The organism is Shewanella sp. SG41-3 (assembly GCF_014164545.1).
GTDB classification, from domain to species: Bacteria; Pseudomonadota; Gammaproteobacteria; order Enterobacterales; family Shewanellaceae; genus Shewanella; species Shewanella vesiculosa.
Genome location: NZ_JACJFJ010000003.1, coordinates 40,197 through 57,139, shown reverse-complemented (window position 1 = coordinate 57,139; position 16,943 = coordinate 40,197). Strand labels below are relative to the sequence as shown.

Genomic DNA, 16,943 nt, shown 5'->3' with positions numbered 1-16,943 from the left:
AATAAGGCGCTAAATGCGCCTTATTTTTTTATACCTTGTACTAAGTATTCATTGGCCTTAGCTAAACTGCCAAAAGCCGATATGAGATTATCACGGCCTTTTTCTTGCAACTCAGGGTTACCTGATTCAATCATCATCCATACCCATGTTTGTATTAGTTGTAATGGTGGGTACTGAATTTTTGAATTCTCCAACATAAAGTATCCTTTAAACTCGTAAATCGTTGTTTGTTTACTATCAAACAAGCATTTTTATGTAACCAAAGAATAACAAATTCTGCTTACAGAAATAACTCAATTTAGATTAAAAAAGCTTAAAAGGGCTAAAAAAGTTTGAAATATAGTATTTATGACTAATGCGGATCCTATAAATATACTACTAAAGTGCTACCTACGTACTACTTACATGCGATTACCCCCCCCTTTTATGATCCTGGTGAGTTTGCCGTTATTACATCGTAATGTGAGCAATGTCTGATAAGAAAATGGCATATAATAAGACAATCAATATTAGATCATCGTAAACTGCCTAGCAGCGGTAAATAACTGGAGCATAAATGAGACCTTCTGCGTATTTTGAAGGCCCGGTAGGGAAGTTAAATTGGCATGTTTTACGCCTGTTATGGCCATATTTACTAGAATTTAAAGCGCGCGTGATTTTGGCTATGATTTGTTTAGTGGTTGCTAAGCTCGCCAGTGTTGCATTGCCATTTCTTTTGAAAGAATTAGTCGATACCTTAGATAAACAATCTCCGGCCCAGCTTATTGCAGTCCCGGTTGGCTTGGTATTAGCTTATGGCGCGGTTCGTTTACTCAATGTCATTATTGGTGAGGTTCGTGACACCTTATTTGGCCGAGTCACCGAACGTGCTATCCGTCGTCTTGGGCGGGCGGTATTTGAACATTTGCATCGACTCGATCTTGATTTTCACTTAGATCGTCGCACCGGTGGCTTATCCCGCGACATTGAACGTGGCACCAGTGGTGTCAATTTTTTAATGCGTTTTATGGTATTTAATATCGTACCAACCCTGCTTGAGATTATGCTTGTTATTGGGGTCTTCTTTTATAATTATGGCATCAGTTTTGCGCTGATAACCTTAGTTTCTGTTGTAGCTTATATTGGTTATTCTATCGTAGCGACTGAGTGGCGCACCGGTTATGTGCGTGATGCTGCCCGAGCTGACTCGCTGGCCAATACTCGTTCAGTGGATAGCTTGTTAAATTATGAAACCGTAAAATATTTTAATAACGAAGAATTTGAGTCACAACGATATGACTCTGCACTTGAGCAATGGGAAGTGGCAAAACGAAAAAATCGTTTATCATTGTTTGCCCTAAACGGTGGTCAAGCGTTAATTATCGCTGTGGCTATGACAGCTATGATGGCATTAGCGGCTTATGAAGTAAGCCAGGGCTCAATGACTATAGGTGACTTTGTGTTAATTAATGCATTTATGATGCAGTTGTTTATTCCGTTAAATTTCTTAGGGTTTGTGTATCGTGAGATCCGCGGTGCATTAGCCAATATTGAGCGTATGTTTGATATTTTAGACAAACAACCACAAGTATTAGATTCGGATGATGCTATTGAGATTAGCCCAACGATTGGGACGATAAAGTTTACCGATGTGAGTTTTCAATACGACCAACGCCCTATTTTGAACAGTGTTAGCTTCGAGGTGCCAGCAGGGAAAAAAATTGCTGTAGTCGGTGACAGTGGCGCGGGTAAATCAACTATTATTAAATTGCTATTCCGCTTTTATGATGTTGCTAGTGGTGCAATCACTATTGATGGCATTGATGTGCGTCACTTTAGCCAGCAAGCTTTGCGAAGAGCTATTGCTGTTGTCCCGCAAGATACTGTGTTATTCAATGATTCTATTTACGAAAATATTCGCTATGGTCGTGCCGATGCGACTCATGATGAGATTGTCGCTGCAGTTAAGCTAGCGCATTTGAGTGACTTTATTGAATCATTACCAGATAAAGGCAATACCAAAGTGGGGGAGAGAGGTTTAAAGCTCTCAGGTGGAGAAAAACAACGAGTTGCTATTGCTCGAGCTGTGTTGAAGGGCTCGCCCATCCTAGTGTTTGATGAAGCAACATCGTCTCTCGACTCACGATCTGAGCAAGCGATTCTCAGCGCGCTCAGAGATGCTGCTAAAGGACACACAAGTTTAGTGGTGGCCCATCGTTTATCGACCATTATTGATGCCGATCAAATAGTGGTATTGAGTAAAGGTAAGATTGTTGAGCATGGTACTCATGTCAGTTTGTTAGCTAAACAAGGTCTTTATGCGCGACTTTGGCATATTCAACATGAACAACAAAATCTGCCGCATGCCTAGTGGACGTTGCTATGTTGCTAGGTGATATAAAGGAATAAAATACCGAAGTTACTGTTTTTCATTTATGCTTTATTGACTATGAGTAAGGCTTATACAGCATTTAAGTTTTACATAAATGGCCGCTATTTATAACGCTAAACGTTATAATTGAATACTTAAGCAGCAAAGAATAGCGCGTAAACTGACTTGTTAGATCTATCGTGACTGAAATTTTTGACGGCAGTGATCAACGCAGTTAATCTATAGTCCGACTTATGGTGTATTATCCCCAGATAGCTATACTTTTCAATCAATTGGATTTTATTAAAGGTGCGAATTCGTGTATGGAGGTGACTTGTGCATAATATTGCGTTAATTGCGGCGCTAGAAGGCACCCGACATCAAGTGACAACTGATTGGTTTGCTATTATGGCAATGCTAAAAGGGCGTAACATGTCTGATGATGCGATTAAAATAGTCTACAACGATTTGTGTGCCGGTTTAAGAGTGACGACTCGTGGAGTGACTCTCGCGAAGGCAATGGACAGCGACTTGGATAAGAGCAATATATCAATCTAGCCATCCCACAATACAATTCCCATGTACTTTGGGATTAATCGAGTGTAATAAAAGCATATTCTAGTAGCGGCTGTTATCACAAGCTGAAGTATTGGCTTTGGCTTAAGTGTATTTCATTTAATGCTCAAAGAGGATTAATCGCTAAATGAGATTTTCTGGATAATGTAAGTACAAGAGGATTGGCTGAAACAATGGTTTAGTAGAGAGTATAACGATGACTGGCTTATTTTTTTTGCCAATTAATACACACCATTTTTATCAATGCTGCAGGAGACGGATCGAGAGTTAAGCATTTAATTTTTCCTTGCTCAAAACACACTAGCTCGCCTTCGATTTCTGTCATTCGATTACAGTTTTTACAGCTTAAACTTAAGCTTTTGACATTTAGATCAACATTAAGATCTACTGCATTCTTTTTGATATTCAACATGAAATCCTTCTGTTTGATTTCGCTTTAAAATCACACTAAGACCGCTTACTGTGACAAACATCAAATTTTATTATACACCCTTTAATCATATTCGGCAAAGTAATCGCGCGTAGCGAACCCCAGTCGTTTACTGGGGTTGATGCGCTTCTCTACTGCATATGACGGTAATGATTATCAAGGGTGACTGCAACTCCAGACGATTGCACTATTCGAGCGTGATGACGGGTTAAATACCTTGGGTCCGTTACGCCACAAGAGTGGGCAATCATGGTTAAATCATAATGTAAGAAATGATTGTAGTTTGCCACTCGCACAGATTTATCTTTAGGATCTAAGCCTTTTTGCAGACGGATATTATGGGTTGTGATACCCGTTGGGCAGGTGTCTCTGTTGCACTGTAGTGATTGAATACAACCCAAGGCAAACATATTGCCGCGAGCTGAAGCAATAAAGTCTGCGCCAGTGGCCAATGCCCAAGCTACATAAGATGGCATAATCATTTTACCCGTTGCGATGACTTTAATGCGTTGCTTAAAGCCGCGTTGATTCAATAAATCAACCAGAGACGGCAAGCTTTGTCTTAGTGGTAACCCAACGTTGTCCATCAATGCCTGTGGCGCTGCACCAGTGCCGCCATCTGAGCTGTCCAAAGTAAAAAAATCTGGGGCATATTCTATCCCACGTTGCTCAATTTCATCCAAAAACTCTGTTACCCAAGACATATCGCCTAATACAGCCTTAATGCCAGTTGGTTTACCGGTAATGTCTCTTACTTGATTTATCATATCGACAAGGTCAGCAACATTATGTAATTCAATATGGCCATTAGGGCTAATTGAGTCGTGTCCTGCTGGAATACCGCGAATGGCTGCAATTTCTTTGGTCACTTTTACTGCAGGTAAAATCCCTCCTTTCCCTGGCTTAGCGCCCTGGCTCAACTTAATTTCAAACATTTTAACTTCAGGGTGGGCTGCTATATCGCTGAGTTTTTGAGGATCTAAATGGCCTTGTTCGTCTCGGACACCGTATTTGGCTGTCCCGATTTGAAACACTAAGTCACAATGACCTTTAAGATGATACGGGCTTAATCCTCCCTCACCAGTATTGAGCCAGCAACCTGCTTTCGCTGCACCATGAGATAGCGCAGTAATCGCTGGTCGAGATAATGCACCAAAGCTCATTGCTGAAATATGGCAAATTTTACTGGTTGTGTAAGGATGGGTGCAATCTGGACCAATGGTTACGTCTATTGTCTTGTGAGAGTCATGATCGCTGACTGGAAAGGCTGAGTTCATGAACATCACTGAACCGGGTTTATCTAGAACTTGTGTTGATCCAAATGCAATTGTACGGTCAACATTTTTTGCTGCGCGATATACCCAATTGCGCTCGGCACGGTTAAATGGCAGTTCTTCACGATCTTGAGAAAAAAAGTATTGTCTAAAAAACTCACCCTGTTTTTCAAATATATATCGAAAGCGACCGATAACAGGGTAATTATGGCGTATGGCTTGTTTTGTTTGCCATTTATCAGCAATAAACATGTAAATGACCGCAATCAGTAATAGCCAAAATAACACTAAGAAAAGACCAGAGAAGATATCCATTCCCCACATAAACCAATGTTGTTGCGGCATATTATTGTCCTTAAATTGAATCTAGTACTGTGTGTTTATTCGCGGTAATTTAGTCGCAGTAATGATAGTAATTGAGTCTGGTTAATTAACCATATTAGCAATGCCAAATATAATCTCACTATATCGTTTATTTTTTCTGCTTGCTATCTAACTGCTTTGTTTTAAAACGAAGAAGCATTTATGTTCATTATTGCAGTGAATTAAATCGTATATTTATTTCATTATGACTTCAGGTATGCATTTTTTGGTCGATAATTAAGCTATCCGTTACTTTAAATAAGACACTATTATGGACATTAAAAGCGCAGCGCCCTCAAATGTGAAGGGACGAGAAAACAACAATACTCCAACCAGTGAAGCGAATGCTTCAACTCAAAATAAAGCTAATAATACAAGTTCAGCGGTAAATTCATCAGCTAAAGTATCAGTGAGTCAACTGAGTCGTCAAATGATGAACAACAGTATTCTTGCCGCACAGGAAGAAGTGAGTATTTCTGCGGGTGACAAGTCTATGGCGTTGCTTTATCGCGCCGCAATTGAAGCCATTAACCAAGAACTTGCCCCCTCGCTTGGAGATAACGCAATTCAGAAGGGCGTTGATAGCGGAGTGGATTACTCACCAGAGGCAACAGCTGATCGCATTGTGAGCTTTGCCACAAATTTTTTCTCTATTCACCAACAACAAAATAAATCTATGGGACTAGATGAGCAGGTTGATAGTTTTATGCTCAAAATTGGTGATGCCATAGATCAAGGCTTTAAAGAGGCTAGCGATATATTGTCTGGTTTAAAGGTGTTAGAAGGTGACATAGCTGCTGGTGTGGATAAAACATATGAACTGATACAGCAAGGGTTAGCCCAATTTAAGCAAGATAAGCTTGCTAAAGATGAATCACAAAGCGTGACTCAAGCGACGTAGTCTCTTATGATTAAGATTGGCTCTCAGTGAAAGGATCGTGACTATGTGGACTACGGGTAAAGTAATTGAACGCATTGATTGGAATGACAAATTATTTTCACTGCGGATCAAAGCCGATGTCGAACCTTTTATCGCTGGTCAGTTTATAAAGCTCAGCCAAATACGAGATGAAAAGCGTGTTGCTCGTGCATATTCACTGGTGAATCCACCAGGTAAGGACTATGTCGAAGTGCTTGCTGTTGCGGTAGAGGACGGGCTGCTGTCTCCAGATCTACAAGCATTAACCCCAGGAGACTCTATTGAAGTGACGTCTAAAGCAACAGGGTTTATGACTCTAGACGAGGTGCCAAATGGTGCTTTGCAAGGTAAACATTTGTGGTTTTTTGCCACAGGCACCGCAGTCGGACCTTTTATCTCAATGCTGGCAACTGATGGGCCTTGGCAACGTTTTGAAAAGGTCGTGCTCGTTTATGGTGTTCGCCTTGGTGAAGATCTTGCTTATTTAGAGACCATCCAGCAGTTTATTGAACTGCATCCACAGCAGTTTGTATTTATTCCTATTGTGACCCGTGAAGATTATCCTAATGCTTTATCATGTCGTATTCCCGATGGTATTAGCAGCGGATTAATTGAACAGAAAGCGGGGTTAGGGATAAATGCTGAGCATTCTCAAGTGATGATCTGCGGTAACCCTGGCATGATAACGGATGCTCAAATCGCTTTAGTGGAAAAAGGATTAGCAAAAAATCTTCGACGCGCTCCTGGGCAAATAACAGTCGAAAAATATTGGTAATAGCATCAATCATAACCATTAATGCCGTGATGGCAGAGCCTCAACAGTGCTCACTGATTTTTGTGGTCATTGCTTCCCTCGCTTGAAAATTCACTGCCCCGAGTGAAACAGCACTTGCTCCTTTGAAGATGATCACTTACCCTATCGCAATTGATAACCATTATCAATCGCGTCGGCGATGGCGCAATATTGTTTCAATTAGGGAGCGTTGATTAATGAAATTGCTAAAAAGTGTCGCATTATTAGGTTTGGCTTGTGTGGCTTCTTCGGTCAGTGCCGCAGAGGCATTAACGGTTTATTCTTATCGCCAAGCTTTCCTGATTGAGCCCATTGTTGAAAAATTTACCCAACAAAGTGGTATCGACGTTGATGTCGTATTTGCTAAAGATGGCATTGCTGAACGGATAGCGCGTGAAGGTCGTTTATCCCCTGCTGACGTAGTGCTGACATCAGACTTTTCTCGCTTGATGGAGTTGGTTGATAAAGATCTTGTTTCACCGGTCCAAAGCAACATTATCGATCATAATATTCCGTCTCAATATCGCTCACAACAACATAATTGGTTTGCACTCACTATGCGGGTGCGTAATTTATATTCTTCTAAAGATCGTACTGGTAAAATTGATATTGATTACGAGGACTTAGCCTTAGCTGAATTCAAAGGTAAAATTTGTACTCGCAGTGGTAAACACCCTTATAACGTCGCATTAGTAGCCTCAATGATCGCTCATGATGGTGAAGCGAAAACGAAAACCTGGCTACAAGGGGTCAAAGCTAATTTAGCCCGTAAGCCTCAGGGTAATGATCGTGATCAAGTACTAGCCGTTAAAGAAGGCTTGTGTGATATCGCTATCGGTAACAGCTATTACTACGGCAATATGTTAATGGATAAAAACCAGAAAAGCTGGGCACAAGCTGTCGATATTAATTTTCCTAATCAAAAGAACCGTGGTGCTCATGTCAACGTATCAGGAATGGCATTAGCCAAACATGCTCCTCATAAAGACAATGCCATTAAATTAATGGAATTCCTTACCTCAGATGTCGCGCAAAAAATGTATGCTGAAGTGAACATGGAATATCCGGTAAAGGCTGATGTGGCTCCGTCTGAATTAGTGGCCTCATGGGGTGATTTTAAGGCCGACAGCTTACCGATTTATAAGTTGGCAGAATACCACCAAGAGGCAGTTAAATTACTCGACGAAGTGAAATTCGATCTGTAATTATGGCGATCCTCAATAGACGATCAACCTCCAAGCCAAGCGCACGTAACCATTTTTAGCGCACTATTACTACGATTAATAGTATTGATAAAATGAGTTGGGTGCGCTGAGTTAACTCGGTATTATTTATGATTTTAGGCCTAACCAGAGGCTGGTCGCTTACTGGTTATTTTATCGCGGTAATATTAATATTGCCGCTGATTGCCTTAATAGTGCAATCCACTCTTCCTGACGAAGCTGTATTTAGCCATTTATTTAATACAGTGTTGCCGACATACATAGCCAATAGCTTATTACTGATGTTGTTGGTTGGACTCGGCTCGCTGCTATTAGCTATTCCTGCTGCGTGGGTAATTGCCCGCTGTGACTTTCCTTTTCGACGATACTTTCAGTGGCTATTACTGCTTCCATTAGCCATGCCAGCATATATTGTTGCTTATGTTTATACTGATATGCTCGATTATGCCGGCCCAGTGCAACGTACACTAAGGGATTGGTTTGAATGGCAATCACCCCATGATTATTATTTCCCCGCGATACGCAGCCTCGGCGGAGCGGCAATAATACTGTCGTTAGTACTATTCCCTTATATTTACTTATTAGCCCGCACCGCTTTTATGGAGCAATCATCAAGTTTATTGTATGCATCTCGGGTAATGGGGTGCAGTCCGTGGCGCAGTTTTTGGCGACTGGCATTACCCATGGCAAGGCCTGCTTTAGCTGTTGGCGTTGCCCTAGTGGCTATGGAAACCGCAGCAGACTTTGCCACTGTAAGCTATTTTGCCGTTCCTACTCTAACCACAGCCGTTTACGACACATGGCTTGGCTATGGCAGTTTAACGGCTGCCGCTAAATTATCGGCAATTATGTTGCTGGTGGTGTTCTCTATGATAGGTGTTGAACGATTTGCCCGTCGCAAACAACAATTATTTCAAAAACAATCATCCTTCAATGAAGCCGATCGATATGTGTTGTCATCAACTAAGGCATGGATTGCGCTAGGCTACTGCACTTTATTGTTATTTCTTGCCTTCTTGCTGCCTTTTACCGTGTTATGTGTTTATGCCATTGATTATTTTAACGAGAGTTGGGATACACGTTTTTGGCAATATAGCCTTAACAGCTTATACATTGCCGCTATCGTGAGTGCCGTGTGTATGCTGTTATCACTGATATTGATGTTTGTCCGTCGAGTCAGTCCGCGTAAAAGTGATTATCTTCCTTCTAGACTCAGTTCTACTGGTTATGCATTGCCGGGCACAGTCCTAGCAATTGGTGTTTTGGTTCCACTGACATTTATTGATTTTGCGATTAACGATGTTTACGATTGGCTGGGTGAACGTGGACCGGGATTGTTATTGACCGGCAGCGTGTTCGCTCTGATTTTTGCTTTTTGTGTACGTTTTATTGCCATATCTATCGGTAGCTTAGAGAACAGTTATAAGCGCATTTCGCCTTCTTTGGACATGGCATGTATTACCTTGGGGCAAACCCCATTGCAACTGCTTTGGCGGGTTCATTTACCGTTATTGCGTAAAGGGATTTTTGCCGGGGCATTGTTGGTGTTTATTGAAAGTATGAAAGAGTTGCCCGCAGCATTATTATTACGCCCCATCGGATTTGAAAACTTAGCCACTTATGTGTTTCAGTTTGTCTCAGATGAAAAGCTTGAACACGGTGCATTAGCCGCGATTGTTATTGTGTTAGTCGGGCTTGTTCCATTGATTTATCTTAATCGCTCCTTGGAGCAACAAGGCTAATTATGTCAACCTTAACCATTGAAAATATCTGTAGTGATTATCAAGGTCAAGTGATTTTGCGTCATTTAGATCTTACCTTGCAGCAAGGCGAAATTGTCGCATTATTAGGCCCCAGTGGTTGTGGCAAAACCACACTGCTGCGCGTGATTGCAGGTTTGCAAACCATTAGCCAAGGCAGTATCAGTATTAGTGGCCAGGTAATGAGCAGTGATGACGTGTTTGTTGTCAGTGAGCAACGTGGTGTCGGGATGATTTTTCAGGACTATGCTTTATTTCCACATTTAACCGTGGCGGATAATATTTTATTTGGCGTTAAAAATCTTAATGCAAAGGAGCGCCTTACTCGGTTGGATGAGATGCTTGAGCTGGTTAAATTAACTGGCTTGTCATCTCGTTATCCTCATGAATTATCTGGCGGACAGCAGCAGCGAGTTTCAATTGCGCGAGCCTTAGCATATCAACCTGAATTATTATTACTTGATGAACCTTTTTCCAATATTGATGCGCAAGTACGTAACGAGATGATGCTGGAAATTCGTGCCATATTAAAAAAGCGAAATGTGAGTGCGGTGTTTGTGACACACAGTAAAGATGAGGCATTTGTCTTTGCAGATAAGCTGGCATTATTTAAAGATGGCGCCATTATTCAACATGGTAAAGCGGAAACCTTATACCGTTCGCCAAAAGAGCGCTACGTGGCTGATTTCCTCGGCGCGGGTAATTATTTACCTGTTACTGTAACCACGAGTTATCAAGTTGATTATGCTCTTGGAAATCTTAATAGTACTGAAAAATTACCTTGGCCGATTGGAAGCCAAGGGCAAGTATTATTACGACCGCAGCAAATTGAAGTTCATCCTAATACCAATGGTCGTGGCTGTATTGTTGAAAGGCATTTTTTGGGTACTGTATGCCATTATCAAGTGAAAGTTGGCGCTGATATCTTGGATGTAAGTAGTCAATCAACGACACTAATACCTGGCCAACGAGTTGATATTCACATTGCGCCACATCCGCTAGTCATTTTTAATTAACGATTGCTATGGTCATCTTAATATGGAGCATAATTGTTAACATCAGACTTGAATCATAACCTGTTATAAAACCGTTTACTGTCTAGCCCACTGTGCTGCTTTAATTTAAAATAGACCATTACTTGCAGCATGCAGTCATAAAAGTGTGGGTCTGTTAATCAAATAAATGACAAGTTTGAGAGTCAATAAGCTCAATATTATGATTTCGGCTAACGAAGAATATCCTATAACTTGAGTTGAGTGAGCCATCTATTAAAACAGCTGTTCAATCTTTTACTTGAGAGAATATGAGTGCAATAGGTGATACAAATCAGCTAAATGTGAGTACACTTCAAGTAATTTATATTTGATTAAGATAAGCTCATTGTTAGTTAATCATTAGCTAAACTAAGACGATATGTGAATCGCTCTCTAATGAGTTCAATGCGTTAAATTATCATCATTTAGGCCGACATTTAGTATTAAGGTGGATCAAGTTAATATGGATAACCAAGCTATGCCTCGTGAACAGTTAGGGATTTGCGCAGAAGGTAATTTACACAGTGTGTACCTGATGTTTAATGCCAATGATGGTGTTGAAGATCAGTTACGTCCATCTATTGCTAATGTGGCGCAATACATCTATGAGCTCACAGATCAATATGCAGACAGTGCTTTTAATGGCTTTGTCGGTATTGGTGCTAATTTTTGGGATACCTTTTATCCTGATGCGCGCCCAGCATTATTAAAACCTTTTCCTGCTATGAATGAAGGTATTCGTGATGCACCTGCAATGGAATATGATCTGTTTATTCATATTCGTTGTGACCGTTACGATATTTTACATCTTGTCGCAAATGAGATTAATCAAATGTTTGAAGATTTGGTTGAGCTAGTTGATGAAGAGCGTGGTTTCCGTTTTATGGACAGCCGTGATTTAACCGGTTTTGTTGATGGTACCGAAAACCCTAAGGGGCGCCATCGTCAAGAGGTTGCATTGGTTGGTAATGAAGATAAAGCGTTTGCCTCTGGTAGTTATGTTCATGTACAAAAATACATGCATAACTTAAGTAAATGGCATCGTTTACCACTGAAAAAACAAGAAGATATTTTTGGTCGAACTAAAGTTGATGATATTGAATATGAGTCAGAAGATAAGCCACTAACCAGCCATACCAAGCGAGTTAATTTAAAAGATGCGCAAGGTAATTCATTAGAAATCCTGCGTCAAAGCATGCCTTATGGTTCGATTCGAGAGCAAGGGCTGATTTTTATTTCTGTGTGCCGCACTCCAGAACATTTTGAACAAATGCTTCGCAGTATGGTGCACGGTGATGGCCATGGAAATCATGATCATTTAATGTTGTTTACCAAAGCGTTGACCGGATCATCATTCTTTGTGCCATCATTAGATTTTTTAACTCAATTCGATGATGCGTAACCACCCGCGTTAAGCAAAAAAAAAGCAATGCCATGGCATTGCTTTTTTTATAGTGATATTTTATTCACTATAATTGAATAAAGATCTAACGGTCTCTAAGGTATCATCAATAGTTTTTATACTTGCAGGGCAAATGAAAATCGTATCATCGCCAGCAATGGTACCTAATATCCCTTCAGGTTTACCTATTGAATCCAGCAAACGAGCAATTAATTGTGCTGCACCTGGACTGGTTCTTACCACTATCATGGCTTGGTTATGATCAACATCTAGCACTAAATTCTTAACTGGGCTACCCGCAGTTGGAACGCCTAGCTCTGCAGGGAGGCAATAGACCATTTCTTGCTTGGCGTTACGAGTACGAACAGCACCAAATTTGCTGAGCATACGCGATACTTTAGATTGATTAATATTACCGAATCCTTCGGTTTGAAGCGCATTAACAATCTCGCTCTGGCTTCCAAAACGTTCTTCTTTGAGAATCGATTTAAAAGTTCGTACGAGCTCATCCTGATTTCTTGTCGCTGGCATAATGATATTTCATCTTATATTTGTTATTCAAAAATCTAGCACATTTTGAATAGATTGACTTATTAAGTCAAGAAAAAATCAAATTTATTGAATAAAAATTCATTTTGTCGTGGAACTTTAAGCTGACACTTGTGTTAGTTCTGTGACTCATTTAAGCAATAAATGATTAAGATAATGGCGATGATTGTCTTGTCAGTACCAATAGAGTATCACCCTTTTCTGACAATAGATTAAGTTTTCCTTTTGAGAAATCAACTTGTTGTACTAATGAAATAGCTTGCATCAACTCGGCTTCTTGGCTCATAAAGCTGTCAACGCAGGCTTTCATGGTAGTGCCTGCTGGTGCCAGCTGTAAAAAGTTACCTTGCTGGGCATAACTGCCAAAAAACTGATTACAACTGTTGTTACCTGTTAACTCGCCATCTGCGGCAAAAACTAACGTTGCAGGACTATTATTAATGGTTGGAGTGTCGAGGACGGTGTCGACATGCCAAGTACCAATTAATTGTTCATTTGAGACAGTGGCCGATGGACTTTGGCAAGCACTAAGGCCTATAACTATAACTGCGGCGCCGAGAATATGCTTTATCATGCTGAGAGGGTTCCAAATACGAAAAAATTGGCGCTATTCTACTACTTGAGCATTAATAAAAGAGTAAATAATTGTCAGTTTTTGGATTAATGAACATTATTTAACGAACTAAAGAGAGTCAAATGATTAAATTAGTCAAAGTGTTGCATATCATCGGCTTAATTATGTTGCTGGTTGGCGTAGGCTTATATTGGCAAAGCGATATAGGTCAGCAAGTCAGTGGTATGTTGGTGATTGCATTGCTCATTGGCGTAGGAACATTAATTATGTCTCCGCTGCCTGTTGCGCTAGTGATAGAATGGGCTAAGAAGCAACCTCCCCATTCAGATCCAAAGGAATAATCATTGTCATTTATTATCCGTAAGGCGTTATTCACCGATGTTACTGCCATTGTGCAGTTAGAGCGTGCTCATGTAGATGATGAGTTGTCTGGTTCAGATAACCAATTACATGCTCATTCATTCACCAAAAGTGAGGTGGGTCAGCTAATTAATCAACATTGGTTTATGGTGGCAGAAGAGCAAGGGCAAATTATTGGTTATGTGATGGCAGCAAGATGGTCATTTTTTTCCGCGCAACCATTGTATCGCCATATTATTCAAAAGATTAAGTTCGCCGAGTTGGCTGGGCAAGCTTTATCGACGACCAATTCGTGTCAATATGGGCCGGTTTGGATTCAAGAGTCAAAACGTGGCCAAGGCGTGTTTGCGGCGTTAGTGAGTGAGTTAAAAAAACAAGTAAACACTAGCTTTCCATTTATGGTGACCTATGTTGCTGCAGACAATGCTCGCTCTTTAGCTGCACATCAACAAAAAGCTGCGATGACACAGATTGATCAATTTCGTTTTGAACAACGTGATTATTGTTTATTGGCCACCTCTACAGCCGATGTCATCAGTTAACTATGTCTTGGTGCGTGAATAAAGTGGTTATTAATTAGGAATATAATGAGTACTGACTTTGAAACCCTTTTTTCACCTTACCTTGGTTTAAGATTATCAGCATTTGACAACATGAAGCTGATTGCCGCGGTATTGGCTGAGGCAAATGAATCATATGATTGTATTGAAGCAAGTGTGCACTGTAATGATAATCTACAAGTGCAGCAGTCAGGATATTTTGTGCGCTGGCATGATAGATGGGTATTTTGTGGGGTAACCAATGACTATCATGCTGCGATAGCCTTATTTACTCAAATTGAGCAGATCAATATGGCATCAATTAGTGTCAAAGATGTGCCAATAATGAGTATGCAGCAAGTTTCATTTATGTGCATTGAAAGTGCGCATTTCGATCATTGTTAACCTATTTTATTGTATTAGCTTCATTTATGTTTACGCATTAGGATGATTTAGCTAAATCATTGATGTGCATTATTGCTCAGGGTTATTTAACTGCATCAGTACCAGTGGTCGTTCTTCAGAGTGGTAACGATAGTATAATTGGGTGATTTCTGCTGGCAACTGCGATATTTGCCGCGGTTCTATCGCCACAAAGTGCTGCTGTTGATATAAGCCTATTAACCATGGGTGAGCAAATAAGAAGCAATGTTTAGTCTTTAATCTAGGTGCAATAAACTGTAATAAGTGGCTTGCATGGTGTTGGCCACGATAGTCGGGGTGAACTAACAATCCATTTACCAGTTGATAGTGGCCTATCGGTTTGACTCTTATAGCGGCAATAATATTTCGCGGTCTGAATGTCGCTCTATTAACGTCATCACTTCTGTCTTGATTATCAGTAGCGCTTGAGTTTAGGTGGTTAATAACTGCTATGGCTTCTTTTTGAGCTAATCGCGCATAAGGCATATGCTGACGATAGAATAATTTAATGGCTGACCATTCTTTTATTGCACAGAGCTTAATCGCTGAGAGTTTGCTTTCAGCAAGTTCAATCGCTTTGCCTTCTAAAGCGGTAGGATGACTCGCAATCGACTTACTCGCAATCGACTTATTCGCAATCGAATCAGCTTCAATGGGTTCCGCCCCTACGGATGGCGGTGCAACAGCTTGCTTTGCTATTATATTTTTTTCTAGCCAAGTGGCTTGATACATAATGAGACCCAGTGTCGAGATTTAATCATTACCTTATTACATCGGCTAGTGCAAATTGGATAGCGCCAATAACATAAAACCGCCAAATGGCGGTTTTATGTTTGATATCGTTTTAGCTTAGCCAACAAGCGTTAAGGCTATATCGATACCTAGCTTATTAAAGTCCGGCATCAGCACGGAGAATCTCAGCTTTATCTGTCGCTTCCCAAGGGAATATATCGCGACCAAAATGGCCATAAGCTGCAGTTTGTTGATAGATAGGACGCGCCAAATCTAGCATTGCGGTTAAACCATAAGGACGTAGCTCAAAGTGTTGACGGATCAATTTGATCAACACTTCTTCAGACACTTTACCAGTACCGAATGTTTCGATACTAATAGATGTTGGCTCTGCAACACCAATAGCATAAGACACTTGTAGCTCACAGCGATCAGCAAGACCTGCAGCAACAATATTCTTAGCCACATAACGTGCAGCATAAGCTGCGCTACGGTCTACTTTCGATGGGTCTTTACCAGAGAATGCACCGCCACCATGGCGCGCCATTCCGCCGTAAGTATCAACGATAATCTTACGTCCTGTTAAACCACAATCACCAACAGGTCCACCAATAACAAAGCGACCAGTAGGGTTGATAAAGTATTTAGTGTCTTTGTTTAACCATTGTGCAGGTAATACAGGCTTGATGATGGTTTCCATTACGGCTTCAATCAAATCTGCTTGTGTTACGTCTTCACGATGTTGAGTTGACAATACAATCGCATCGATACCGATGATTTTGCCATCGTCATATGCAAAGGTTACTTGGCTTTTTGCATCTGGACGCAACCAAGGTAAAGTGCCGTCTTTACGCACTTCTGACTGACGCTTAACTAGCTTATGAGCGTAAGTGATAGGTGCAGGCATTAATACGTCGGTTTCATTGCTGGCATAGCCAAACATTAAGCCCTGATCGCCAGCGCCTTGTTCAGCAGGATCTGAGCGGTCAACGCCTTGATTGATGTCTGGTGACTGTTTGCCAATGGCATTAAGTACCGCACATGAATCAGCATCAAAACCCATATCTGAATTGGTGTAACCGATTTCGCGGACGGTTTTACGGGTAATTTCTTCAATGTCTACCCAAGCAGAAGTGGTGACTTCACCGCCCACTAATACCATACCGGTTTTAACATACGTTTCGCACGCAACACGAGCCTTTGGATCTTGCTCAAGTATTGCGTCTAATACCGCATCAGAAATCTGATCGGCGATTTTATCAGGATGACCTTCTGAGACCGACTCAGAGGTAAACAAGTGCTTTGCCATAATAGGAAAATCTCGTTGGTTGCATTTGAATATACGTCTAGACGTCTATTTTAGTCGAAATCTAATTTGATAACACCCCTTAATACGAATTTAAGCAGATAATTGTGCAGTAGTGCATGAATATTTTTTACTCTCTATGCGTGTGTTTAGCTAATGGGTTAATTAAATTTCTGATTTAATTGAGTTTTAATCGTTTTTATTGGTCTGCTTTAAACACTTTGGTGCCATTAATTGAACAATATTAAGGATGATTATGAGGTATTAAGTGTTGAGACAAGTTGACGTTTTACTTACACAGCGCTGTTTTCTAAGCTGACTGTCAATAAATAATTA

The 16,943-nt window shown here is 40.7% G+C and carries 18 protein-coding genes; 11 read left to right on the top strand and 7 right to left on the bottom strand.

Annotation, left to right across the window (positions count from 1 at the left end):
* Nucleotides 1–20 precede the first annotated feature (20 nt).
* Nucleotides 21–197 (bottom strand): hypothetical protein, encoded by a 177-nt coding sequence (locus tag H5164_RS06230; RefSeq protein ID WP_124018055.1) that lies wholly within the window; start codon nucleotides 195–197, stop codon nucleotides 21–23.
* 359 nt (nucleotides 198–556) lie between these two features.
* Between H5164_RS06230 and H5164_RS06225 the strand changes: the two genes are divergently transcribed.
* On the top strand, nucleotides 557–2,350 hold the full coding sequence (locus tag H5164_RS06225; RefSeq protein ID WP_182755296.1) for an ABC transporter ATP-binding protein/permease: 1,794 nt from the start codon (nucleotides 557–559) through the stop codon (nucleotides 2,348–2,350).
* Between the two features lie 336 nt (nucleotides 2,351–2,686).
* Nucleotides 2,687–2,908: a hypothetical protein gene (locus tag H5164_RS06220; RefSeq protein ID WP_124018053.1), complete on the top strand. Its 222-nt coding sequence runs from the start codon at nucleotides 2,687–2,689 to the stop codon at nucleotides 2,906–2,908.
* A gap of 223 nt (nucleotides 2,909–3,131) precedes the next feature.
* Here the strand turns inward: H5164_RS06220 and H5164_RS06215 are convergent, their stop codons facing one another.
* Complete coding sequence (locus tag H5164_RS06215) at nucleotides 3,132–3,338, bottom strand: hypothetical protein (protein WP_235781755.1); 207 nt, start codon at nucleotides 3,336–3,338, stop codon at nucleotides 3,132–3,134.
* Between the two features lie 149 nt (nucleotides 3,339–3,487).
* On the bottom strand, nucleotides 3,488–4,975 hold the full coding sequence (locus tag H5164_RS06210; RefSeq protein ID WP_182755294.1) for an FMN-binding glutamate synthase family protein: 1,488 nt from the start codon (nucleotides 4,973–4,975) through the stop codon (nucleotides 3,488–3,490).
* A gap of 289 nt (nucleotides 4,976–5,264) precedes the next feature.
* Here H5164_RS06210 and H5164_RS06205 point away from each other — a divergent pair, with 289 nt between their 5' ends.
* From H5164_RS06205 to H5164_RS06180, 6 genes are all read left to right on the top strand, one after another.
* Nucleotides 5,265–5,894 carry a DUF5610 domain-containing protein gene (locus H5164_RS06205; protein WP_124018051.1) on the top strand — a complete coding sequence of 210 codons (630 nt, stop codon included), beginning with the start codon at nucleotides 5,265–5,267 and terminating at the stop codon, nucleotides 5,892–5,894.
* A 43-nt stretch (nucleotides 5,895–5,937) separates the two neighbouring features.
* The gene (locus tag H5164_RS06200) at nucleotides 5,938–6,687 is read left to right on the top strand and encodes a ferredoxin--NADP reductase (RefSeq protein WP_124018050.1); all 750 of its coding nucleotides are present in this window, start codon (nucleotides 5,938–5,940) and stop codon (nucleotides 6,685–6,687) included.
* Between the two features lie 215 nt (nucleotides 6,688–6,902).
* The gene (locus tag H5164_RS06195; RefSeq protein WP_182755292.1) at nucleotides 6,903–7,910 is read left to right on the top strand and encodes a Fe(3+) ABC transporter substrate-binding protein; all 1,008 of its coding nucleotides are present in this window, start codon (nucleotides 6,903–6,905) and stop codon (nucleotides 7,908–7,910) included.
* Nucleotides 7,911–8,038: 128 nt separating this feature from the next.
* Nucleotides 8,039–9,670, top strand: a complete 1,632-nt coding sequence (locus H5164_RS06190) for an iron ABC transporter permease (RefSeq protein ID WP_182696661.1) — start codon at nucleotides 8,039–8,041, stop codon at nucleotides 9,668–9,670.
* Between the two features lie 2 nt (nucleotides 9,671–9,672).
* On the top strand, nucleotides 9,673–10,704 hold the full coding sequence (locus H5164_RS06185) for an ABC transporter ATP-binding protein (protein ID WP_182755290.1): 1,032 nt from the start codon (nucleotides 9,673–9,675) through the stop codon (nucleotides 10,702–10,704).
* Nucleotides 10,705–11,185: 481 nt separating this feature from the next.
* A complete protein-coding gene (locus H5164_RS06180; protein WP_124018046.1) occupies nucleotides 11,186–12,124 on the top strand; it encodes a Dyp-type peroxidase in 939 nt (312 codons plus the stop codon).
* 60 nt (nucleotides 12,125–12,184) lie between these two features.
* Here H5164_RS06180 and argR read toward each other — a convergent pair whose 3' ends face one another.
* Both argR and H5164_RS06170 read right to left on the bottom strand, forming a co-directional pair.
* Complete coding sequence (gene argR / locus H5164_RS06175) at nucleotides 12,185–12,655, bottom strand: transcriptional regulator ArgR (RefSeq protein WP_124018045.1); 471 nt, start codon at nucleotides 12,653–12,655, stop codon at nucleotides 12,185–12,187.
* A gap of 166 nt (nucleotides 12,656–12,821) precedes the next feature.
* Nucleotides 12,822–13,247, bottom strand: a complete 426-nt coding sequence (locus tag H5164_RS06170) for an META domain-containing protein (RefSeq protein ID WP_124018044.1) — start codon at nucleotides 13,245–13,247, stop codon at nucleotides 12,822–12,824.
* Nucleotides 13,248–13,369: 122 nt separating this feature from the next.
* Between H5164_RS06170 and H5164_RS06165 the strand changes: the two genes are divergently transcribed.
* From H5164_RS06165 to H5164_RS06155, 3 genes are read left to right on the top strand one after another with little or no spacing between them, the layout of a single operon-like run.
* Nucleotides 13,370–13,588, top strand: coding sequence for a hypothetical protein (locus H5164_RS06165; RefSeq protein ID WP_124018043.1), 219 nt, complete (start codon nucleotides 13,370–13,372; stop codon nucleotides 13,586–13,588).
* 3 nt (nucleotides 13,589–13,591) lie between these two features.
* Nucleotides 13,592–14,149: a GNAT family N-acetyltransferase gene (locus H5164_RS06160; RefSeq protein ID WP_124018042.1), complete on the top strand. Its 558-nt coding sequence runs from the start codon at nucleotides 13,592–13,594 to the stop codon at nucleotides 14,147–14,149.
* Nucleotides 14,150–14,194: 45 nt separating this feature from the next.
* Nucleotides 14,195–14,551 carry a hypothetical protein gene (locus H5164_RS06155; RefSeq protein ID WP_182755288.1) on the top strand — a complete coding sequence of 119 codons (357 nt, stop codon included), beginning with the start codon at nucleotides 14,195–14,197 and terminating at the stop codon, nucleotides 14,549–14,551.
* Nucleotides 14,552–14,620: 69 nt separating this feature from the next.
* On the opposite strand, the gene H5164_RS06150 is transcribed toward H5164_RS06155, so the two are convergent.
* The gene (locus tag H5164_RS06150; protein WP_182755286.1) at nucleotides 14,621–15,301 is read right to left on the bottom strand and encodes a GNAT family N-acetyltransferase; all 681 of its coding nucleotides are present in this window, start codon (nucleotides 15,299–15,301) and stop codon (nucleotides 14,621–14,623) included.
* Between the two features lie 157 nt (nucleotides 15,302–15,458).
* Nucleotides 15,459–16,610: a methionine adenosyltransferase gene (metK, locus tag H5164_RS06145; RefSeq protein ID WP_124018039.1), complete on the bottom strand. Its 1,152-nt coding sequence runs from the start codon at nucleotides 16,608–16,610 to the stop codon at nucleotides 15,459–15,461.
* Nucleotides 16,611–16,943 lie beyond the last annotated feature (333 nt).